The organism is Vibrio sp. SCSIO 43153, assembly GCF_023716625.1.
Classification (GTDB): Bacteria; Pseudomonadota; Gammaproteobacteria; order Enterobacterales; family Vibrionaceae; genus Vibrio; species Vibrio rotiferianus.
In genome coordinates this window covers 355,200-378,862 of the sequence record NZ_CP071856.1, presented here as the reverse complement: position 1 = coordinate 378,862, position 23,663 = coordinate 355,200, and the positions used below count along the sequence as shown (strand labels likewise).

At 44.6% G+C, this 23,663-nt stretch carries 16 protein-coding genes and 1 tRNA gene; 6 read left to right on the top strand and 11 right to left on the bottom strand.

Annotation, left to right across the window (positions count from 1 at the left end):
• Positions 1-12: 12 nt before the first annotated feature.
• The gene (locus tag J4N37_RS17805) at positions 13-1,305 is read left to right on the top strand and encodes a DEAD/DEAH box helicase (RefSeq protein WP_182025469.1); all 1,293 of its coding nucleotides are present in this window, start codon (positions 13-15) and stop codon (positions 1,303-1,305) included.
• A gap of 71 nt (positions 1,306-1,376) precedes the next feature.
• On the opposite strand, the gene J4N37_RS17800 is transcribed toward J4N37_RS17805, so the two are convergent.
• The 3 genes from J4N37_RS17800 to J4N37_RS17790 form a co-directional block, all read right to left on the bottom strand.
• Complete coding sequence (locus J4N37_RS17800; RefSeq protein WP_252042988.1) at positions 1,377-4,388, bottom strand: DUF6701 domain-containing protein; 3,012 nt, start codon at positions 4,386-4,388, stop codon at positions 1,377-1,379.
• A gap of 276 nt (positions 4,389-4,664) precedes the next feature.
• Positions 4,665-5,501, bottom strand: coding sequence for an arginase (locus J4N37_RS17795; protein ID WP_252042987.1), 837 nt, complete (start codon positions 5,499-5,501; stop codon positions 4,665-4,667).
• 6 nt (positions 5,502-5,507) lie between these two features.
• Entirely contained in the window at positions 5,508-6,242 is a 735-nt protein-coding gene (locus J4N37_RS17790) for an IclR family transcriptional regulator (RefSeq protein WP_010451423.1), read from the bottom strand.
• 410 nt (positions 6,243-6,652) lie between these two features.
• On the opposite strand from J4N37_RS17790, the gene J4N37_RS17785 reads away from it, so the two are divergent.
• Complete coding sequence (locus tag J4N37_RS17785) at positions 6,653-8,122, top strand: EAL domain-containing protein (protein WP_252042986.1); 1,470 nt, start codon at positions 6,653-6,655, stop codon at positions 8,120-8,122.
• A gap of 82 nt (positions 8,123-8,204) precedes the next feature.
• Here J4N37_RS17785 and modF read toward each other — a convergent pair whose 3' ends face one another.
• Both modF and J4N37_RS17775 read right to left on the bottom strand, forming a co-directional pair.
• A complete protein-coding gene (gene modF / locus J4N37_RS17780) occupies positions 8,205-9,668 on the bottom strand; it encodes a molybdate ABC transporter ATP-binding protein ModF (protein ID WP_252042984.1) in 1,464 nt (487 codons plus the stop codon).
• A gap of 511 nt (positions 9,669-10,179) precedes the next feature.
• Positions 10,180-10,270, bottom strand: a tRNA-Ser gene (locus J4N37_RS17775).
• A 329-nt stretch (positions 10,271-10,599) separates the two neighbouring features.
• Between J4N37_RS17775 and J4N37_RS17770 the strand changes: the two genes are divergently transcribed.
• The gene (locus tag J4N37_RS17770; RefSeq protein WP_010451478.1) at positions 10,600-11,280 is read left to right on the top strand and encodes a MaoC family dehydratase; all 681 of its coding nucleotides are present in this window, start codon (positions 10,600-10,602) and stop codon (positions 11,278-11,280) included.
• 51 nt (positions 11,281-11,331) lie between these two features.
• Here the strand turns inward: J4N37_RS17770 and J4N37_RS17765 are convergent, their stop codons facing one another.
• On the bottom strand, positions 11,332-12,159 hold the full coding sequence (locus J4N37_RS17765) for a phosphate ABC transporter substrate-binding protein (protein ID WP_252042983.1): 828 nt from the start codon (positions 12,157-12,159) through the stop codon (positions 11,332-11,334).
• A 156-nt stretch (positions 12,160-12,315) separates the two neighbouring features.
• Between J4N37_RS17765 and J4N37_RS17760 the strand changes: the two genes are divergently transcribed.
• Entirely contained in the window at positions 12,316-12,672 is a 357-nt protein-coding gene (locus tag J4N37_RS17760; RefSeq protein WP_010451483.1) for a DUF3024 domain-containing protein, read from the top strand.
• On the opposite strand, the gene J4N37_RS17755 is transcribed toward J4N37_RS17760, so the two are convergent.
• Positions 12,673-13,470, bottom strand: a complete 798-nt coding sequence (locus J4N37_RS17755; protein WP_252042982.1) for a helix-turn-helix transcriptional regulator — start codon at positions 13,468-13,470, stop codon at positions 12,673-12,675.
• Between the two features lie 67 nt (positions 13,471-13,537).
• Positions 13,538-15,541, bottom strand: a complete 2,004-nt coding sequence (rnb, locus tag J4N37_RS17750; protein WP_045386823.1) for an exoribonuclease II — start codon at positions 15,539-15,541, stop codon at positions 13,538-13,540.
• Positions 15,542-15,920: 379 nt separating this feature from the next.
• On the opposite strand from rnb, the gene J4N37_RS17745 reads away from it, so the two are divergent.
• Complete coding sequence (locus tag J4N37_RS17745; RefSeq protein WP_252042981.1) at positions 15,921-17,840, top strand: DEAD/DEAH box helicase; 1,920 nt, start codon at positions 15,921-15,923, stop codon at positions 17,838-17,840.
• 360 nt (positions 17,841-18,200) lie between these two features.
• Positions 18,201-19,394 carry an acetate/propionate family kinase gene (locus J4N37_RS17740; RefSeq protein ID WP_010451490.1) on the top strand — a complete coding sequence of 398 codons (1,194 nt, stop codon included), beginning with the start codon at positions 18,201-18,203 and terminating at the stop codon, positions 19,392-19,394.
• A gap of 79 nt (positions 19,395-19,473) precedes the next feature.
• Here the strand turns inward: J4N37_RS17740 and J4N37_RS17735 are convergent, their stop codons facing one another.
• From J4N37_RS17735 to ccoN, 3 genes are read right to left on the bottom strand one after another with little or no spacing between them, the layout of a single operon-like run.
• On the bottom strand, positions 19,474-21,630 hold the full coding sequence (locus J4N37_RS17735) for a c-type cytochrome (protein ID WP_252042980.1): 2,157 nt from the start codon (positions 21,628-21,630) through the stop codon (positions 19,474-19,476).
• Entirely contained in the window at positions 21,627-22,238 is a 612-nt protein-coding gene (locus J4N37_RS17730) for a cbb3-type cytochrome c oxidase subunit II (RefSeq protein WP_010451493.1), read from the bottom strand. Before J4N37_RS17730 ends, J4N37_RS17735 begins: the two co-directional genes overlap by 4 nt.
• Before the next feature lies 1 nt (position 22,239).
• A complete protein-coding gene (ccoN, locus tag J4N37_RS17725; protein ID WP_252042979.1) occupies positions 22,240-23,649 on the bottom strand; it encodes a cytochrome-c oxidase, cbb3-type subunit I in 1,410 nt (469 codons plus the stop codon).
• Positions 23,650-23,663: the final 14 nt, after the last annotated feature.

Here is a 23,663-nt window from a genome sequence, read left to right as displayed (position 1 = left end):
GGAATACGCTCAATGTCATTTTCATCTCAAGGTTTTGCGCCAGAAGTGGTAAAAGCACTGGCAGAATGCGGTTATGAGAAGTTAACGCCAATTCAACAGAAGGCGATTCCAATGGCTCGTAAAGGTCATGATATCTTTGCAACTGCGCAAACGGGTACAGGTAAAACAGCCGCGTTTTCTCTGCCTATGATTCAACAGTTGTTAGAATCCGGTCGCAGCGCATCTCGCAAAACTGCACGTGCACTGATCATGGCTCCTACTCGTGAGCTAGCAGAGCAAATCGCGGACAATATCAAAGCATACACTAAGTACACAGACCTATCGGTTGCCGCAATCTTTGGTGGCCGTAAGATGTCTTCTCAAGTGACAGCGCTAGAAGGTGGCGTGGATATTCTTGTTGCGACGCCTGGTCGTCTAGAAGAGCACATCGAGCAAGGCAACGTATCCGTAGCAAACATCGAGTTTCTTGTGTTTGATGAAGCGGACCGTATTCTTGATATGGGCTTTATCCATGCTGTACGTAAAATCATGATGGATGTGGATACAGACCCACAAATCATGATGTTCTCAGCAACAACATCGAGCCAGTTGAATCTATTGGCGAAAGACATCCTTCGCAAGCCAAAGCGTATTGAAGTAGAGCGTGCAAACACAACGGCACAAACTATCGCACACGTACTTTACCCAGTGGATCAAGAGCGCAAGACTGAGCTTCTTTCTGAACTGATTGGTCGTAAGAACTGGAAGCAAGTATTGGTGTTTGTGAACTACAAAGAGACCGCGAACGATGTTGTAAAAGAGCTTAAGCTAGATGGCATCAAAGCCGTTGTGTGTCACGGTGACCGTGCACAAAGCGCACGTCGTCGCGCGTTAGAAGAGTTCAAAACGGGTAAAGCTCGCGTAATGGTTGCAACAGATGTAGCGGCTCGTGGTCTGGATATTGAAGATCTACCACACGTGGTGAACTATGACATGCCATTCCTAGCAGAAGATTACGTTCACCGTATTGGTCGTACAGGTCGTGCGGGTAAACAAGGTCACGCCGTATCATTTGTTAACCGCGAGGAAGAGCTAACTGTGGTGCAGGTTGAAAACCTAATTCAACAACACATTCGTCGTATCGAGTTAGCGGGTTACGAACCAAAGCAGCGTGAATCTTACATCGAGAAGCTAAACTCAAAGCCTGCGTTCAAGAACCGTCAAGGTCGTCGTAATAACCCGAACCAATCGGCAACAGACCAAGGCTCTGCGGAGCGTCGCTTAGCGATGGTTAAGCGTTTAAAAGCGCGTCGTAGCTCTAAGTAAGATAGTTAATCAAAGAAAGCGCCCCTCATAAAGAGGGGCGTTTTTGTTTATAAGTTTTATGTAGGTTCGTACTAGTTAATACCGATTAAGTTTGGCTCTCCTCGATAAATCACGCGATCATTGCCACGGTTTATACCAAAAGTGACGACTACTGGAGGATCTTCCTCTCCGTTTGCCGAGCTGTCCCAGTTGTAACGTAGCCAAGGAACACTATTAGCTCCTTCGGTAAGGTCAAGATAGAACTTCACTTGCTCTCGAGCAGGTACGGTTTGCGAGGCAAAAACTTGAAGTGTTCGTCCAACAACTAATTTGCCATCTCCTGATAGAGAGGCAGTGGAACTCGAACCACTTGGCCATAAGGTGTCCGAGCGACTATGTGTGCTATCAAAGCCCGTCTGGCTGTCACTGAAGTTCGTGGTGAAGCGACCATTCTCCCAATATTCTACGTCTAAAGGCACTTTGATCTGTTGACCTTGAGGACCACCAACATCTCTAAATTTTAAGCGACCAAATCGAACGTCCGGTTGGGTTGTCAGGATATGCGAGTCGTCGAAAAACTCGAATTTATCTACTTTGCTTAAGTAGGTTAGGCCAATTTTACTGAGTGTTGCATGACTTCCTGTGTTGAATGGCCCATCGGGGTAGCTTCCTCCAATGTCGTCCTTTTCCCAGCAGGCACTGTTTGAACAGTCGTATTTCGACGCAGATGATTTGATAAGAAACGTACCGATACTTCTGCTTGCTAAGTCACTCCATTGCACCTGAGTAGGGCTAGGTGGCACAAACCTATTGGTATAGTTGCTAAGCTCTCCCAAGGTGAAGTTTTGTTGTTTCTTAGGTGCAAAATAGGCATAGTTTGCCACGTCAGACTTGTTCGCGTTTAATGCTACAACGGTATAGCTAACACTCGTAAGTGGCTGGTTCATATAAACAAAAGATTGACCAGATGGGTACTCCCAGTTCTGGTTAATGACTTTGAAATGCTTTGGATAGAATCGACCTACGTGTCGATAGCCTTGGTTAATATCACTGTTCGCAACATCAACCTTTATGGTCAAGCTGCCGACCTCATTCCAGTATAACTGGTCAAATACATAACCAAGCCCAGTGTTTTGGTGATTAAGCTTACTTAGCCCCATTAGCCCTTCTAATAGAACTGTCTGATTAGCTGCGTTCTGAGTCGGAGTATGTTGTTCACTCGATAACTTGATGCTGGCAGAAGGGGAACCGTAATTCATGAAGTTTGAGGTTACGCGGATGCTATCACTACAGTACGCAGTAGTGTTGATAGGATCACTTAAGGAGCCTCCAGACTGCCAAACAATAGGCTTAGTAAACAGAGAAAATAGCTCACTTGCCGCGACAAACCCTGCGCCATCACTTGAGGTGCCCGAGGGTAAAGCTGCGTTCTCGCCGTTTGGGCAGATAGCAAAGGTCCAAGGCCTTGACTGAACGAGGAACTGACCGGTTACTTCACTGTGACCGCTTTCAGGGCATTTGGCGAATCCAGTACAGTCGAATGTATCGGTTAATTGGATATTAAACGAACCTGATTCATAAGTAATTAGGCTAGCATTGGATACACCGTGTTTGAACTCTGGCTGGTAGTTAAGATCACCCAGCGAGCCATTTGTCGGTGAAACGACAGATGGGGTGATAGTTGGGATTGCAGAATAATTTGATGCTTCGACTACCTCTCCTTCTTCTGTACAGGCGAGAATGCGTGTATTGATTGTCTCGGGCTTGCCTGCAACAACTTGAATTTCCCCAACAGGAATTCCTGGGTCGAGAGAATATGCTTCAAATATAAATGGCTTAAACTTAAACTCTGCGAGTTTAGATTGCGCGCGATCTGTCACTAATTCTGCTGTGACGCTGTAAGTCTTATCAAAATCGACATTTTCAATTTGGTTTGTTTTGACTTTGATTTGAACGACTAGCTCGCCAGAATCATTGGATGTAAACAGCCAAGGGTTAGTTGAGTCTTGTGAAGCTCCGGAGATCATTATCACGTCGAAGAAATCAGAATCGGCAATCGACAGTTGAACCTGTAGGCTTTCTCCAATGGCATTGTTTTTGGTATTAATAGTAAAGGTGGGCGGTTCATCACCACACATTAATGCTAAATCATCTTCAGGAGAGATGGTAAGCTCATAGTCGTCCTCCTGAGGTGGTAGCATATCACATACAGGAATATCTACTGATGTGATAGGGCAGGACAAAGCAGAATAGTCACAGTTTGATTGGTCAATACCACAATAAAGCTGAATGTTACTTGGCTTATCCCCATAACTCTTAATATCACCACATACCTCGGTGTTATTCGGCAATACTAATGGCTGAAAAGTCTCAATTGCTAACTCTGTATCGTAAAATGCGCCTTCTAAATACCCTGTGAGACCTTCAGAACGGATTTTTCCAAATACACTGATGTCTTTAATGTTCAATGAATGCAGCGCGGAAATATCACCGACAATATAGTGGTCACCCAGTGGTGCGCTAGTGTTGATTTCAAACAGATGTCCACTTGACTTGATATCTCCACATATATTGGTGTTCGTTAGAGTCGAAGTACTTAGTGTCGTTATATTCCCTATTACAGTGTTGTACTGACCAGTAACCGCAAGTGTAGAGCCGTTGAGAGTAACATCCCCTTTAACAAGGACATTTTCTAGCGTCATGGGATGATCTGAGGTGAGGTTACCATAAATTGTTGTATGGTTATTTTGATAATCAATACCAGTAGCTGTGTTGTTATTGACTGATAATTCAACAGCATAAGAACGTAGTGAGATTGGGTTCGAAGCAGAGCCAATTGCGTTACGTCCTCTCAGAACTATACCTGAATGGGCAGTAAGTGATACCTCTCTATTATGCGTTGATACCACTTTGTATCCATGAGGCAATTCAATCTTAGATGGGCAATGAAATACAACACTGCCATCAGGTTGTACTATTTCTTGAAAGTTCTGACCTAGACAAATTTCATTGAGCTGTTCTAGATTTGTGACATCAACAGTCGTTGCTTGGCCGGCAAAGGGAAAAAGTAGTGCCGCACCAAAAATGCTAACAAAACGCATCATTAAGTATCCTATTTCCGTGGAACTCAATGGCATCAAGCAAAGGTGGAAAGGAGCGTCTCCCTAAGTTACTTAGGGTGGATTCTCTCTATAAAAATATGTGTGTCATTATTTTTTTGGTACGTTATACCAAGCTATTATGCGCTAGATTACAACTTAAGTGTGATGTTAGTTCAAGACCAAATGATGATATCAGTCGCATATAAGTGTGAAATATTGTTAGGAAATATGAATTTGCCTGACGTATGGAGCTAGAGCATAGTCCAGCTCCAAATATCACTAGGCAGCATGGTCAATCAGAGGAGCCATTTGGTAAAGCTCTTCCAAAATAGCTTTGGTTTGTTTCGAGTATATGAGTCGGTCTTTATCGCCGACCAACTGAATTGCACGTACTTTTCCACTGACTAGGCTGTGTCTTATCGTGCGTAATGCCATCTGGAGGTCAAGGCATGTACCTTCTAGGCCATTTTTCGGAATGAGAGAACTTAGGTCAACGCTCAGAATGACTTGATCGCAATGGTCAAGATAGTTTGAAACTTGTTGTTTTAGATGGTTACGGTGTCTAAATACGAACTCTCGGTCGGTTATCCAATCGCACCCCTGATCTTCAGCGTATTCCCACATTGTTGAAGCAGCCCCTGCTTCAGTTACGCCGGCGAAAAAAAGTCGAACGTTATTGTATCGAGTAAGAGCAAAATGAAATGCGGCCCCCAGCCTTGGTTCAAGAGTTTGATTCAGATTCATCTTATGGCCGATACTGATGATGCCGATTTCATCTCGTTCATGAACAACTACGGGTAGAATGGAGAGTATTACTTCGGAGCAGTTAGTCAAAATCACAGGAACTGAGTGTCGGGATAAAGACAAACTCAATGCTTCTTGGAAATCACCACTATCAATTTGGGGATGATCAAAGTGACCAAGGTTAGCAGCGGAACCTTGGTCATGCTGTTGGTAAAGCCAGTCACTGGCATTGTCCAAGCTTTGATTAGCTAGATCATACGTTGCAGCAGTCATGGGGGTTAAATGTTCACATACCGTCATAAAAGAAAAAGGGTGGTGGTGAACGGGTTTTGATGCTCTATGAAATGCGTAACGTTTGAAAAAGCTTAACATGGTGAATTACCTTTCTGGCGGCAACGCCCTCGCTGCCTGCAACACATGTAAAATGATACGCTGCTTATCCTTTTCGACTCGGTGTGCTGGAGCCATGACAGATACAGCACCAATTAACTTGCTGCCTTTCATCACTGGCGCACTAATACCAGATACACCTGGGTCTATCTCAGAAGTACTAACTGCGTAGCCATTTTTCCTAATGGTGCTTAACTCTTGTTCCCATTCGTCCATACGATGATCCTCACCAAAATGGCGAAGGATTTTTTCGCATCGTGCCTGGGGCATATAAGCCAGCATCACTTTAGATGAGGCGCCCCGCAGCAATGGTTGACTTTGACCCTGGACGTAACTGCAACGAAGCGCCTGCATACTTTCTTTCTGTCGGACACAAAGCGCGCGATAACCAGAAGGCACCATGTAAGCTGCCATTTCTCCCGTCTGTTGGACGAGACGAGACAGAATGCTTTCTACCATGTCTAAGCCATGCTGCGCGGTTTCGTAGCTGTGCATTAAAAGCAGTGCAGCGGGGCCGACTACAAAGGTCTTGTCATGGACGCTTTCTTCGATCAGGTTCCACTCTTTTAGCAACTTCAAATGGCGATATAAGCTACTTAAAGGCACATTCATTTGTTCGCTAAGCGTTTTTGCAGAAACCGGGAATGGGCTAACAGCAACTTGCATCAATAATTGAAGGGCTTTTTCGTTTACCTGATTAGCGTTGGCTTTGTTTGTCGTCATAGGTGCGTTGTAACGTTATAAAGAGGATGTCTCAACTATAATTCTTAACTGTCGAGAAAAGGAAAATATTTATAAACCATTATTCTCATTTGATGAGAAAAGTGCTCTCTGATTTCTGGTTGTGAGCAAGCGTGCTTCTATGCAAGAACCAAGAAGTAGTTTTGGATTAGTAGGGGTCATCTAAAGGGGCTTGCTCGTGTGTGGTTAATTGTCTGCTAATTTTATTGTCGCGTTGAACTATCGACGCTTCCTTAGTGTAGACTTTGAGGCCCATTAAGAGTCTTACCTAAATTGTTGTTATATTTGCAGTAATGTTAGGTTGTGCTCATACTCATTTAGGAATGAAATGCATTGAGCAATCCTACCGACCAAAGAGCAGGGGTGTCGACGTTGAATTGGAGCGATAACGAATGCTAAGCAAAGCAACGCTAAAAAAAATCAGCATATTCTTTATTCCTGTCCCTTTAATCTTGGCGCAGGTGTTTTTTCTCGCTCAACAGAATATTCAAAAAAACCTAGATAATATTTTAGAGAGAAACATACAAGTTGCCGATCAAATACTGTTCCATATCGAAACTGAAAATAAAACGGCATTAATAGACCCGACAAGGTGTGAAGCATTACAGCAAAACCTAATGTTTGAAAGAAACATTGATGAAATGCTGATTGTTCACGGTGACAACATTATCTGTTCTTCTAAGTTAGGTTCGATATCCAAACCTTTGGACAGTTATTTAAAGCAATATGGCACTGATACACTGTCTTTCGCGCGCATACACGGTTACCCAGAGCAAGTCCTGACACTCACCACACAGAGCACTGAAAATCCAGAGTATCGCGCTATCACCATTGTGGATAGGGACTATTTGGGTGCGACTATTGGTTATAAAAATGATCTTCGTCTTAAGCGCTCGGCACTGTATGTGGGAGAAGGTGTTGCTCCGCTTGGTTCGCTCAAGCAAGGTGATAATCCCATCGCCATCGCTCATTCTAAAATCTTTGATTATGAAGCCTTACTCGAAGCCAGTGATGTCTATATTGAGCAAAAAGAGCTGTCTTATTTTATTTCAGCGATCCCCCTCCTACTGATTTTCTACTTAACGATTTATGTCGTGACAAAGTTTGTCGATCCTCAGAGAAGCTTGCTCGTAGATTTGAAAAAGGCCATAAAAAGGAAAGAGCTGGCGCTGTATTATCAGCCACAAATTGATGCAATAACAGGTGAATTAAAGGGGTGCGAAGCGCTTCTACGTTGGAAGCACAAGAGTCATGGTTTTGTCTCTCCAGATAAATTCATTGTAGCTGCGGAACAAAACGGGCTGGCGAATGACATCACCGATTATGTTTTGGATAAAGCACTCAAAGACTTTTCTAATAGTCATTACTCAAAGCCTTTTCATCTAGGCGTCAATGTACCACCTGATTATCTCTCAGACGCGCATGTTATCCATAAGATAGAGCGCATCCACAAGAAACTAAAACAAAATAATGTCTTTTTGGGGATTGAGATTACCGAGCGCCAGCTTATTGATGAAAATACGCAGAAGTACATTTCAGCGCTGCGGGTGCATGGCATAGAAGTACTTATTGATGACTTTGGTACGGGGCAAACTTCTCTGGCAGCTCTGCAACACATGAGAGTGGATTACTTAAAAATAGACAAGTGTTTTGTCGATACAATCGGTATTGAGAGTGTTAACGCTCCGGTTTTGAATGCCATTGTCCGATTCGCCAATGAGCTTGAGATAAAGCTCATTGCGGAGGGAGTGGAAACTGAAGCGCAAGTGAAGCATCTTATTGATCTAGGAGTAGATTTCCATCAAGGTTACTTTTACTCAAAGCCTGTGCCATTTAAGCAACTATTACTTAATTATCAGTAGGGTTGTGTATTTGAGAGGCGTATTCTTAGGGCCGGAAGATAGCTTAAGAATACGCAACTCTTGTTGGTTAAAGTTACGACTTCTATTCTGCTCCAGATTTGAAGAGATAACCTTTGTAACAGCTTGCTTCGTTATCAAACCTAAACTCTAAGTAGTTTTGAATGCTTTCTATACCATCTTCTTGGTAATGTGAAACATATAAAAGCTGACTTAACTTCTCCTTCGCTATCAACTCTAGAGTGTTTTTTACTAACATTCGCCCCAAGTAATCTAAGCCTTGATAAGGTTCGTCCAAAATTAGCAATGTAGGCTGTTTAACAATAGCGCGAGCGATAAGAAGCAAGCGCTGCTGACCATATTCCAGTTGTTTAAAAGAGGTCTTTTGATATTGGCTCATGTGTAGAATTGTCAGCCAATCCTTCGCAATATTGATCTCATTCTTAGTCGGTTGTGAGTAAAGACCAATTGAATCATAGAATCCCGATAAAATGACTTCTAACGCGCTGCAGTTAACTCGATATTGAAGGTGCAGGGCGGAGGACACCATACCGATATGTTGCTTTATTTCCCAGATGCTTTCTCCACTGCCGCGTTTCTTACCGAATATATGGATATCATTACTGTAACACTGGGGGTGATCGCCAAATATCAACCCTAACAAGGTGCTTTTACCGCATCCATTCGGCCCTTTCACTTGCCAGTGTTGGCCTTTATCAATTCGCCAATTTAAGTCAGTGAAAATGGTCTTGTCGGTGTACTCCACTTTGCCACTCTTAAGTTCAAAAATTGGATTTTCAAAATGGGTTGTATGTTGATGCTGACGAATTAATGCCATCATCTCTTCGCTTTGTTTCTCTGACTGGGACTTAATCTGCGCGATGATGGGGTGCTGATCCCAGCTTTGCTTGTCCATTGTGCTATCAAGTTTGCCACCATTGAACAGTGCCACTTGATCTATCCAGTCGGGCATGTCGGATTCACGAGAGAAGGTAATTAAGATTTGAACCGATTGAGAGAGCGTTTGAAGATACTTTGCCAATGAAGCACGGTGCGCTACATCTAATCCTGTAAATGGATTATCTAACAACACTAGATCTGGTTTTGCCGCGAGCGCACGGGCGAGCATTACACGTCTCGTTTCACCAGTAGAAAGCACTCTAAACCCGCTTTCGGCTAAATGTGATAAGTCGAGCTCTTCAATTACTGTTTGCGCGAAGGTGTTATCTTGGCAGACTTCAAAGATCAAGTTATATACTGAGCTGCCTTGGTCAATACGATCGAGAAAATCGGTGTCATCTCTTTCGATCTCCAACTCTAGCAAGCGTTGTTGTTCAGAAAGAGATACTTGAGCAATCTGGCAACCTTGGACGTTCAGTTCACCTGACTCAGGCGTAATTTCTCCGCACAGTAAGTCACCAAGCATAGAGCCAATCTCGCCTTCAGAGCTGAATATGCCCCAAGATTCCCCGGTTTCAATCCGCCAATCATTAATAGAGAGAGTAGAAGTATTTTCCTTTGCAGTAAGCTGATGAAATTGAATCGGCATAGTTTTTGTCTTCCATGATTTATTATTATGCGGACTCCAGTTATACCAACTCTAGCCTAACTATAGAAAGGGCTTAAATGACGATTTTACTAACGATACTGAGAAGTGCGGGGTTGGTCAGCAAAGTAGAGAAGTGCAACAGTTGCATCTCAGTGCTGAAATTAATTTCTTGGTGGGCCTTATCGAAGTATGTCGCGGAGTGCTGGGGTCGCACACGACTAGGGATTTAGCAATCCCGTAATTTTCCAAGCGCCAAGACGACGAAAGCCCGTTGATTTCTCAACGAGCTTTCTAAATGTGGGGGAGGGCTGGGCTTGCATTCAAGGAGGGATTTGGGTTAATCCCTTTAAACCGCTGATATACGAAAAAGCCCGCTAATCTCTTAGCGGGCTTTTTACTGGAATGTGGCGGAGTGCTGGGGTCGCACACGACTAGGGATTTAGAAATCCCGCAATTTTCCAAGCGCCAAAACGACGAAAGCCCGTTGATTTCTCAACGAGCTTTCTAAATGTGGCGGAGAGATAGGGATTTGAACCCTAGATACGCTATTAACGTATGCCGGTTTTCAAGACCGGTGCTTTCAACCACTCAGCCATCTCTCCGTTGCGGGGCACATAATATGTTGTGGCATAGAACTTGTAAAGCATTGATTAGCGGCAAATGAACTGTTTGCCTGTTTTGTAATCAGTGGTTACTGTGCTGTTGCGCATGAAAGGTGAAAGAAAGAGAGCGGAAATCGCTAGATAGTAGAGCAATGACTTTAATGATGACTTGTATAATAAAATAGTGTTTTATTGGTAAGTTTATGAAATTAAGGGATAAGTATGCTTTGAGTATACATGTGTTCGCCCGAAAGTATTTGCAACAGAATGTGAACTAATTCAAAATTAACTGGTATAGCCAGTTGTGCTGAGTTTCTCTAAGGGTATTTATGAAGGTCACGAATCTATTTAAAGACAAAGTTGGTGCGATTTCTGCTCATCAATCAGAGTTTATGAATTGGATGTCTCCAACGCTGCGCGATTATTGGAGTGACTTCTTAGGTAGGGCACAAAACAGTTTTCTCTTTTCCAAAGTGCGCGATCATCAGCAACCAGCAGTAAATGAGGAAGTTATCCCTCAACCTGAACCGATCGTACTTAAGCCAGAAGCCCAAGTTCTATTCGACGAGCTTAGCGAAAAAATTGGCGAAGTGATCCATGTTGGTGATTGGGTTCACGTATCTCAAGAGCGTATTAACCAATTTGGTTCGGTAACAGAAGACATGCAATGGATTCATACTGATCCAGAGCGTGCCGCGACCGAGTCCCCATTTAAGACAACGATCGCTCACGGATTTCTAACGCTAGCGTTGCTGCCTAAGTTGACTGATTCTGTTGACCCAGAAAAGCCAATGTTTCCAACAGCGAAACTGGTTGTGAACCTTGGTTTGAATCAAGTTCGCTTTCCATATCCAGTCAAAGCTGGCAATAACGTACGCGCATCAAGCAAACTAACGAAGATCACTCCAATTAAGAAAGGTCTTGAGATTGAGCGTGAGATAAAAGTAGAAATTGAAGGGATACGTCGCCCAGGTGCGGTTGTTGTATCCGTAATTCAACTGCACTTCTAAGCAAAGAATTGATAAAAAAAGAGAGCTAAAATTAGCTCTCTTTTTTTGTTTTTACTGGCTGAAGCTCTTAACCGGTGTGTAGCCATAATCGGCAATGGCTTTTTGTCCTGTTTCAGACTTTAAGAATGAAACGAACTCTTTTCCTGCTTTATCTAATCCATCAACCTTGTACAAGATTAAGAAAGGGCGCGCCAACTTGTACTTATGACTTGCGATATTTTTTGCTGACGGTGTAGTTCCTTCAAACTGAATAGCTTTTACCGACTGATCGACAGAGCCTACTGAGATAAAACCAATGGCATGCGGGTTGTGGTTCACGATGGTTTTTACCATGCTATTGCTGTTGACCACTAAGTTGTTTGAGCTGATATCTGAGACAAGACGGTCGTTCACGACTTTAGTTAGGCCAAGTAAGCTTTCGAAGCTATAACGAGAACCTGAAGAGGCTTCACGTGTTACCACGGCGATCGGCTGATCATTGCCGCCCACTTGTTGCCAGTTATTTATTTTTCCTTTGTAGATATCAAAAAGTTGCTGTTCTGAAAGGTTATCTAAAGAGTTGGTACGGTTAACAACAACGGCTAATCCATCATAGGCGATGGGAATGACGTTTAAGTCTTCACCTTTTTCTCTTTGGGTGAGGTATCGCGAACTCATGCCTATTTCAACTACACCTTTATTTACCATAGTGATCCCGGCGGTAGAGCCAATGCCCTGTACAGCGATGTAGTTATCTGGGTGGACTTTATTGTATTCCTCGGCAATAACATCCATAACACGGGCAACAGACGTTGAGCCAGAGATATTGATTTCCTTCGCGATTGCCAAAGGAGCAGACAGAGCCATGGCTAAAATACTTGCCATAGTTAAACGTAACATATTGAACTCCAAAAATAGTATACAGCAGCGCATATGATATTTCGTTCAGGTTACACTTTTGTGAACGGGAAATACGATTGCCAAATAGTTCTGGTTTACACTGCTCTTAGTTGGTAGGTTCAACCTATACTGATGTTAGGTTCTAGGAGTATCTTTATGTCCGTTTCTCGATTGGCTATGAGTCGACTTAATAAAGCGATTCAAACATTTTGTTCTAAGCGAAATGCTAGCTTACCTGTTGAGTTAGGAAAAAGTTTGTATGAGCCAATTGATAATGGTGTAGAGCTATACCATGCGCACTACTTGCTTGATTCTCAACATAGTGAATACACATCTTCCATTGCGCGGATACTCTTTCATGAAGACACGCAAACATGGCTGTTTTTTGTTCCTAGCGAAGGGGAAAAAGAAGGCAGCGAGTGGGTGCCTTATTCAAGCTTGCCACGCTGTAAAGAGCTTGAGGATCTTATTGCGGAGTTAGAGTCCGATCCTCAAGCATGTTTTTGGCAATAATTATCGAGTGATTTGGTTTCGGAAATCTTTCGGTGTCATGTTGTACACAGATTTGAACGCTGTACTAAAATGAGCCGCACTTTTGAAACCAGAATCGAACGCAATTTGCGTGATTGATTTTTGCGATACTCTTAGCTGAGTAGCAGCATAGTTAATACGCTTTACCTTTAGTATATGTGAGAAAGACATGTCATCAGCTGCTAAGCGTCGCTTCAATGTCGCGATAGACATGCCTAATTCAGCGGACACTATCTCAAGTGTGATATCTTTCTCGATGTTTTTCTCAATATAGTCGATGATTTTTTGTGAATCACTCAGATGACCTGCGTTGTTAATAATACTAAGAAGGTTAGGTTGAACCTCGGCCATCATTGCAATTAACGCCAACGCTAGGTGGCATTGAGCTAATTCATTCTTCTGTTTAGAAACTAAGCTCACTAATAGGTCTTTTGCTACCGCGATGTCGCCGTACTGATTTGAATCAAACGGGTAGAACTGCCTTGTAGAGGCTGTTGAGGCCGCTCCTTCAAGTTGGTGAAGGCTAGACAACAATTCGCTATCAAAGACTAGGGCGGTTGCTTGAAAGCCATTCTCACCAGCTTGTGACTCAGCAGTAAGTAAGTCTTCTGAGTTATAAAGAGCGAAGTCCCCAGCTTTCCATTCCATTTCTTGCCCATCGGGCTGGTGGACGAGCAGTGAACCCTCTTCAACAATGTACAAGCCATTATGCGGAGTTGTGTATCGTTCACTTTTTCTAGCAGTAAAATGATTAAAACGTAGTATCTGTATATTCGGCATAGGCTCTTATGTCTTTTACAAAAACAAAAAAGGCGCTCATTTGAGCGCCTTTTTTAACGAACAGCTGTTATTCGCTTACTGTCTCTTTGGCATCAGTTGCCGGAGCGTCAGCAAATACTTGTGTTGGTTTAGCGACCAAACTGCGATTCTCTTGATTCACATCAGTTAGAATAACTTCTAATGTATCACCCAGTTTGTATACCACTTCTTTATCGATCGAAACAGTACCGTTGTCGCCATTGCACTCAATTCTTTCTTTATTATCAAGAATCAAGCTACCAGGAATAAAGGCTGCTGCGCCATTTTCGAGAAGTCGGACACGTGCTCCCGCACGATTAATGTCAAAAATCTCACCTGTGAAACACGTTTGCTTGTTTGGCTCGTCTGCAAGAGTACGTGCGTATAGCCAATCAGAGACATTTCGTTCAGCGATTTTATGATGCTTACGATGCAATGCTAGCTCTTCGCCAACTTCATCATCTGGTGTTTGGATCGGTTCTTTGTTTAGAATCACGGCTTTTAGCATGCGATGGTTGATCATATCGCCGTACTTACGAATTGGTGATGTCCAAGTCGCGTAGATGTCCAATCCCATTGCGTAGTGAGGCAGTGGTTGGTTACCCACTTCGCTGTAAGTTTGGAATTTACGAATGCGATTATCTAGGTACGAGCTTTCTTGAACACCCAACCAGCGGCGTAGCGCAGCAAAACCTTCTAATGTGGCGATAGATTCCGCTGTGAACTCAAGCGTGCCTTCAGGGTTTACCATTTGAACGACGTCTTCGATCTTTTCTGCTTTCAAACCTGCGTGCGTGTTGAAGACGCCCGTTTCAAACTTGTCACGAAGTGTACGGCCAGCACAGATGTTTGCGGTGATCATAGACTCTTCAACTAGGCGGTTTGCACTGCGACGCATGTCAGCGTGGATTGCTACAACGTCGTTGTCTTCGCTTAGTTCGAAGCGGTAGTCTGGACGATCTGGGAATACAACTGCGTTCTTTTCACGCCAATCTGCACGAGCAAGTGAGAAGTCATACAGGTCACGAACGATAGTTGCGATCTCTTCTGATGGCTGCCATTTGTCTGAGCTGCCGTTTTCTAACCAATCAGAGACGTGGTCGTATGCAAGACGAGCGTGAGATTTGATGTTTGCAGCGAAGAAGTTGATGTCATCACCAATTACGCCATCTTTGCTTACTGTAACTGTACAGCAGATAGCAGGGCGGATTTCACCTTCGATTAGAGAACATAAGTTGTCCGCTAGATCACGAGGCAGCATTGGGATGTTGCGACCTGGAAGGTAGATGGTGTAGCCACGCTCACGGGCGACTTTATCCATATCATCTTCAGGTGTGATGTACGCGGTTGGATCCGCGATTGCGATAGTCAGTTCGAAATCACCAGATTCTGTTTTTTTCGCGTACAGTGCATCGTCCATATCTTTGGTTGATTCACCATCGATAGTTACGAAAGGAACGTGAGTCATGTCGACGCGTTCTAGATCTGCGTCGTCTTTCAGTTCCCAGTTTTCGATGCCTGCTGGCTCAGAGTTTGGTAGATCGTTTTGAGCAAGCGTTACCCACCAAGGAGCAATCTTGTCGTTTGAATCAGTAATCTTCTCAGAAATTTCTACGAAGAAAGTGTTATCGCCTTTAAGAGGGTGGCGAATAAGATGTGCGACAACCCAGTCACCTTCTGCGAATTCGTCAGGCTTTAGACCTTTCTTTAACTTCGCTTTAAGAGAGAGCTTTTTAAGCTGTGGGTGATCAGGTGCAACGTTTAGCTTGCCTTTGAACATTTTTACTCGGCCAATAAAGCGAGTTACGGCTTGTTCTAGCAGCTCTTGTGGTTCTGCAACTTCACGTTCGTTTTCCGTGCGGATGATGGCAACCACTTTGTCGCCGTGCATGCACTTCTTCATGTACGCTGGTGGGATGAAGAAGCTGGTTTTGCTATCCACTTCCAGGAAGCCAAAGCCTTTATCAGTTGCTTTGACTGAGCCTTCTTTTTTAGGCAGATTTTCTTGGATTTGCTGCTTAAGCTGAGCTAATAGTGGGTTATCTTGAAACATCTTTTTTTAACTTACCAATGGAGTTGGGCACACTATAATCATTGCGCGCTATTATTACTACTGAAAGCGCGCAAATTCGCCCCTGTTTATTGACTGTTTTGTTGAATATTCATCATCGACAGCCCTTAAAAATAGGGGATAGGTGGAAATTTACGCGAATAATACCATTAGTGAGAATAAATTGTGATGTAATTCAATTTTTTCTGGCTTTTTTTATGCATTTAAGGAATAATCCGCCTCCCTTAGTCGTCCCTAATGGCTTATCGCGGTTGTGTACTGTACTAATTCCCTTTCTGAATGGATTTAGTAACTGGATGAATCAGTATCGAATTGGAAGAGCATATGGGACTGTTTTTTTGTTTAATTAAGTAGGATCCCAATGCAAGATTCTGTTATTCAATTCAGCGATTTATCTCTGAATGATTCTATCCTTTCTGCTCTAGACGGAATGGGTTTCGTGTCACCAACTCCAATTCAGGCTGCGGCAATCCCACACCTATTGGAAGGTGCTGACGCGCTGGGTAAAGCACAGACGGGTACAGGTAAAACGGCAGCATTCTCTCTGCCTCTTCTAAACAAACTAGATCTAAACCAACGTAAACCACAAGCAATCGTTCTTGCTCCAACTCGTGAGCTAGCGATTCAGGTTGCGGCTGAAATGAAGAACCTTGGTAAAAACATCAAGGGTCTTAAAGTTCTAGAAATCTACGGTGGTGCATCTATCGTAGATCAAATGCGTGCTCTTAAAAACGGTGCACACGTTGTTGTTGGTACTCCTGGCCGTGTTCAAGACCTTATCAACCGTGAACGTCTACATCTAGACGAAGTTAATACTTTCGTACTTGATGAAGCGGACGAAATGCTAAACATGGGTTTCGTGGACGACGTAACTGCGATCATGGAGCACGCTCCTGAATCAGCTCAACGCGTTCTATTCTCTGCAACTATGCCACCAATGCTGAAAAACATTGTTGAGCGCTTCCTACGTGATCCTGTAACTGTTGACGTTGCTGGTAAAAACCACACTGTAGACAAAGTTCAACAACAGTTCTGGGTAGTGAAGGGTGTAGAGAAAGATGAAGCTATGTCTCGTCTTCTTGAAACTGAAGAAACTGACGCGTCAATCGTATTCGTACGTACTCGTCAAGACACTGAGCGTCTAGCTGATTGGCTATCTGCACGTGGCTTTAAAGCTGCAGCACTGCACGGTGATATTCCTCAGTCTCTACGTGAGCGTACTGTTGATCACATCAAACAAGGTGTTATCGACATCCTAGTTGCAACTGACGTTGTTGCTCGTGGCCTAGACGTTCCACGTATTACTCACGTATTTAACTACGACATCCCATTCGATGTTGAGTCTTACATCCACCGCATCGGTCGTACTGGCCGTGCAGGACGTAAAGGTAAAGCGATCCTTCTAGTTCGTACTAACCAAATCCGTATGCTTCGTACTATCGAGCGTGTAACTAAGTCATCTATGGAAGAAATCCAACTTCCTCTACGTGACCAAGTTGCAGAAGCTCGTCTAAGCAAGCTAGCGGCTGAACTGGAAGCTGAAAAAGAGCACAAAGCACTAGACAAGTTCGCTGAGCTTGTTGAGAAGCTACAAACGTCTCTAGAAATTGAACCTGCGATGCTTGCAGCAATGCTTCTTAAGCGTCAGCAAGGTAAACGTCCTCTATTCTACATTGGCGAAGACCCAATGGTAGAAGCGATTGAACGTGACAAGCAACGTCGTAAAGAGCGTCGTGATGGCGGTCGTAACTTCAACAACCAAGACTGGGATACTTACCAACTTCAAGTTGGTCGCGAGCAAGGTGTTCAAGTTAAAGACATCGTTGGCGCTCTAGCAAACGAACTAGGTCTAGGTAAAGGTTCTATCGGTGCGATCAAGCTAGCGCAAGGTCACACATTCGTACAGCTACCTAAAGCAATGACTTCAGACGCTGCGAACAAGCTAAGCAAGCTACGTATCCGTCAACAAGATGTTGGTGCTGTAGTATGTGACTTCGATGACTTCCGTGAGTCTCGTGGTGGTCGCCGTGACGGTGGTCGTCGCGATGGCGGTCGTCGTGATGGCGGTGGTTACCGTGGTAACCGCGATGGCAACCGTGAAGGTGGTCGTCGTGAAGGCGGTCGTCGCGAAGGTGGCTTCCGTGGTAACCGTGACGGCAACCGCGATGGTAATCGTGAAGGTGGCGAACGTCGTTTCGATCGTAACCGTGGTGGTGATCACCGTGGTGCACACCGTGGTGAACGTGGTCACGGCCGTGGCCGTCGTACGCAAGACGCATAATATCTGCATACTATTGCATTAAAAAATAGTTGAACTTGAAAGCCGAGCACTTAGCTCGGCTTTTTTGTCTCTGCTTATCTATCTCACCCATTCAAAAAAATTCGTAATATTTTTGCTTTATTCTTCATTTATTGACGTTTTTAAGTGTCTGATTCCACTTTAGTTGAGTGAGGCAATATATTTCACGGCTAAAATAAATTTTAAAATTGCGTTAGATCAACAAAAATCACGCAAACGAACAACTAACTCTAAAAGATAGTTGAAAGATTAAAAAATTATTGAATAATAGGTCTTACAAACAAGAAGTACACAGCGCAACTGCGCAATTACAACCTTTGCTCCACAACAGGAAACTATTTCATGTCTAATTCGTTTGTACTGGTGATCAACTCTGGTAGCTCATCACTAAAATTTGCGGTAATCGACTCTCAATCTGGCGATGCTGTATTGAGTGGTTTGGGCGAGTGCTTTGGTCTTTCAGACGCTCGTATGAGCTGGAAATTCAACGGTGAGAAATTTGAGTACGCTATTCAGGGCGATGAGAATCACCATCAACTTGCAGTAGCAAAGTTAGTTGAGTTAGTAAAAGAGTACAAATTAATTGAAGATGTTGTTGCTGTTGGCCACCGAGTGGTTCACGGCGGTGAGAAGTTTACTAAAACAGTCCGTTTAGATGAGTCTGTTATTGCAGACGTAGAAGCGCTAAGTGATTTAGCTCCTCTACATAACCTTGCTCATGCGATTGGTATGCGTGCTTCAATGGCGGCATTCCCTGAGCTACCTCAGTTTGCTGTATTTGATACTGCTTTCCACCAAACAATGCCTGCAAAAGCTTACACTGGTGCAATCGCGAAAGAACTTTACACAGACTTCGGTATTCGTCGTTACGGTTTCCACGGTACGAGCCACTACTTCGTAAGCCGTGAAGCTGCGAAGATGATCAACAAGCCAGTTGAAGAGTCTAGCTTCATCTCTGTTCACTTAGGTAACGGTGCTTCTGTTTGTGCAATTAACAACGGCGAATCTGTTGATACGTCTATGGGCTTCACGCCACTGTCTGGTCTAATGATGGGTACACGTTGTGGTGACCTTGACCCAGGCATCATTGAGTACCTACTTAAGAAAGGTTGGTCTCAAGAGAAAGTATTCAACTCACTGAACAAAGCTTCTGGCTTCTTAGGCGTGTCTGGCCTAACAAGCGATGCTCGCGGTATTTTGGAAGCGATGGAAGAGGGTCACGAAGGTGCAACTCTAGCATTCCAAGTATTCACTTACCGTGTGTCTAAATACATCGCGTCTTACCTTGCTGCTTTAGATTCATTCGACGGCATCATCTTCACAGGCGGCATCGGCGAAAACTCAATGCCAATCCGTAGTGAAATCCTGAAGAACCTAAAACTGCTAGGTTTTGTTGAAGATGTGAAAGGTAACGAAGATGCTCGATTTGGTAACGCAGGTGTTGTTGCTACATCTGAGTTGCTAGGTGCGAAAGCACTAGTTATTCCTACCAACGAAGAGTGGGTAATCGCTCAACAGTCGGTAGAACTGCTGTAAAACGGCAAAATTTTGGGAACTAAGTTAAAGCCCTTTCCGGTTGGAAAGGGCTTTTTTTGTGGTTGGATTCTACAAGCTATTACCGAATATTGATGTTATTATCACGCCTGTCATACATGTCTGGCGTGGTATGAAGCCCTCCAGCGTACCCTGCCGCTTCCAGTGTTTCTCTCACTTCTCGAACATCCTCAGCGGTAACCTCTTGTTGTTGGTCTCCGAGGTGTTTACGTACAAAGGTAATTAGCTCGGCTAAACTGGCGTCAGAGAGGATATCCTCAAAACTCGCCATCGGCATAAAGTTGCGCTCTGGGTCGATGTAGGTGGGTTGTAAGCCACGCACTGTTACAGCAATGGTGTTGAATGGGTCGCTGTGCATGATAATGCCATTGTTTAGCAATGTTGGTGCAATTGGGTTACGTCCTTTACCATCGTTGCCGTGACAAGCGCCACAAGTCTGTTTATAGACGGTGTAGATTGGAGCTTGATAGGCGGCGTCATCGAATCCTTTAGGCTCTAGTGGTACAGCGTCGGCGGCAATAAAATTGTTCACATCGCCACTGAGCAAGTAGTAGGACATGGATTCAATGTCTTCACGCGTCATTAAACTCAAGCTGTTCTTCACGACATCCGCCATCCCGGCAAACGCGGTGCCTTTGTCTGAATGGCCAGTGTGTAAGAAGTCGGTCAACGTCTTTTCATCCCAACCACCAACGTACAACTCTGTTGAGGTAATATCAGGCGCATTCCAGCCGTCTATCAAGTTACCTTGGAAGATGCGCTCAGGAATTAGGGCTTGAGCAATGTTACGCGGCGTGTGGCATTCTGAGCAGTGTCCTAAGCCTGCTACCCAATATTTGCCTTTCTGCCACTTCTCAACATCTTCCACGTGCCCTTCAAGTTCTTGCGGCAAGCTGTAGTCAATTGGGTCAGTATCCATAAAGACGATATTCCAACCAAGCAAACCAAGACGGATGTTAGACGGGAACATCATATGGTTTTCATCGTTACGACGAGCCACCGCGGGGATAGATTGCATGAACTCCCACAAATCCGTCATATCTTGTTCCGTGAGGTATTGATAAGACGTGTAGGGCATAGCAGGATACAGGTAACCATGTTTACCTTTCCCTTTCACAAGCGCATCTCGGAAGTCATCATAATCATACTCACCGATACCTGCACTAGCATGGGGCGTGATGTTAGTGGAGTAGATGGTGCCAAATGGGGTAACGAATGGCAGACCGCCGGCAAAAGGTTCGCCGCCTTCTGCACTATGACAAGCCACACAGTCCCCGGCATGGGCTAGGTACTCACCGCGTTTAACCGACTCAGCATTCAGCGCTGCGAGTTTCTGCTCTTGCTCTTCACCCGCTTTACGGATGTAAGCACCAAGCGCGAGGATTTCGTGCTCAGAAAGTTGGTTTTCAAACGCAGGCATTAAGTTGTTTAAACCGTAATTGATGGTGTGTTGAATCTCCTCGATACTCCCGCCGTGTAGCCAGACACTGTCTGATAGATCAGGCACCCCCGTTTGTTGATTTGCTATCGAGCCGTCACCATGACATGACGAGCAATATTCGACGAACAAACTCTTACCTAATTCAACTTTCACTTCTGGCACGTCACTGTGGCGCTGATTAAGGGATGCAAGGTAATAGGCGACCTTATCGACTTCGTCTTTCCTCATGACCTCTACCCAACCCGGCATGGCGCCGTTACGACCTTTGGCGATAGAGTGAATCAGAGATTTGTCATCGCCGCCATACATCCATTCTTTATCGATCAGGTTAGGGAAGTGCTTTTGGCCCTGGGCGTTGTCTCGATGACAAGCGGCACAATGGGTTTGGAACAGCATGCGACCAGTACGGACGATATCGTCGTTTTGTGCCAATGCGTCGAGCGACGAGTCCGTAACTTGGCTAAATTGTTCATCAAGCGTCGTTGACGGTGCGCTGAGTTTATCGTCACTTTGATCGTAATTCGCCAAACCTTTCCATTCGCCTAAACCCGGATATAACACTAGGTATCCTGCTGACAACAGAAAGGCGACTGCGTAACTGGCAAACAGTAACTTGGGTGGTGGTGCGTCTTTTTCGTCAATGCCATCAAAGGAGGCAATGGTGTGTTCTTGGTCTGCTTTATGGTTGCTACGCCAATATTTGACGATGACAGATACCATTAATATGAAGAAGACAATTGTGGCGGCAATTGCCCACCAGTTCCAGAATGTGCTCATTGTGCCACCTCCTGTGCTGTGTCTTGACCAAGGCTTTGAAGATAACGAATCAGAGCTTCCGCTTTGGTTTTACCGCGTATTTGTAATCTCGCGTCTGAGATCTCTTGGTCGGTGTAGGGCACGCCCAACGTACGCAGCGTTTCCATCTTGTTACCAATGGCGTTGCCAGACAAAGTCTGCTCAAACAACCAAGGATAAGCTGGCATGATGGATGTCGGAACGACTTGGCGTGGGTCGATAAGATGCAACACATGCCATTGGTCCGAATACTTACGCCCAAGATTGGTCAGATCTGGCCCGGTACGTTTGGAACCCCACAAGTTAGGGAACTCGTAAATATCATCGGACTCTTGGTTCGCGCGTCCGTTACGTTTGATTTCGGGTTCTAGCGGGCGAACCATCTGCGTGTGGCACACATGGCAACCTTCGCTGATGTAGATATCGCGACCAGCAAGCTCCAACGCAGTTAACGGCTTCGCTAAACTGCCTTTGGCGATGTCGTCAGTACGCAGGATGTTAGGCACCACCCAAACTGCAAGAGAGAAGGAAGCCACAACAACAGTGGTGATGATCAAGATGATCACTGAATGCGTAAAGTCTTTGCTCATCTTATGCCTCCTTCGCTACCAGTACGGACGGAGAGCGTACGGTCTTGTACAAGTTGAATGCCATCAGGAACAAGCCGAGCACAAAGAGCGCACCACCAAAGAAGCGCAAGAACAACCATGGTGCTTTAAAGTTCATGGCTTCGATAAAGCTGTATACCAGCTCACCATTCTCGTTCTGAGTGAGCCACATGTAGCCTTCACCAATACCGGCCACCCAAAGTGCGATGGCATAAATGGCAACACCTGCATGGGCAAGCCAGAAGTGCCATTTGATCAGTCGCTTCGACCACAGTTCTGTCTTGTTGCACAGACGTGGGATGAAGTAGTAGAACACCGCAATGCCAGACATGCCCACCCAGCCTAATGCGCCAGAGTGAACGTGTCCGATCACCCATTCGGTGTTGTGCGCCAGCATATTGAACCAGCGAATGGCAAGTAGAGGCCCTTCAAAAGTGGCTAAGCAGTAGTACAGAATGGCCGAAAAGAAGAACAAGCAAATATAGTCAGATTTGAGTTTCTCTTTGTTTTGCAGGAGTGTCATCGCACTGTTGAAAGCACCTGCCCAAGACGGAAGCCATAGAATGAGTGACATAATGATGCCGATGTTTTGCACCCAAACCGGTACCGACGAGTAAACCAAGTGGTGCGTACCCGCCCAGGTGTAAAAGCCAACTAAGCCCCAAAAGTGGATCACAGACAAACGATAAGAGTAGATAGGGCGATCAGCGGCTTTGGGAATGAAGTAATAGTTCATCCCAATCACACCCGCAGTTAGCAAAAACCCTACCGCGTTATGACCCCACCACCATTGGACAATGGCATCTTGTGCACCAGCAAAGACGGAATAGGATTTCATCAAAGAGACAGGCATTGCGAGATTGTTCACGACGAAGATCATCGCAATCACGATAATAAAGGCGGCAAAGAACCAGTTTGCTACAAAGATATGGTCTACTTTGCGCTTGGCAATCGTGCCAAAGAACAGCACAGCATAGAGCACCCAAACCAAGACAATTAATACGTCGATAGGCCATTCCAACTCCGCATACTCTTTTGATGTCGTATAGCCTGCGGGCAGGGTAATAAGCGCCAAGAGTAGAACGAGTTGCCATCCCCAGAACACCATCCACGACAAGCTCTGGTTGAACAAATTACAACGGCCAGTACGCTGGGCAATATATAGCGAAGTACCCATTAAAATGTTTACGACAAAGCCGTATATCACTCCAGATGTGTGTAGAGGTCTCAGACGACCGAATTGGAAATATTGCGAATCAAAGTTCAGAATGGGCCAGTACAACTGCGCCGCTAGAATGACACCGATGATCATCCCCGCAATCGCCCAAACCAACGATGCCAACACAAAATACTTCACAACTTGAGTGTTGTATTGAGTAGTTGTTTGTTCCATAAGAACGCTCCTCG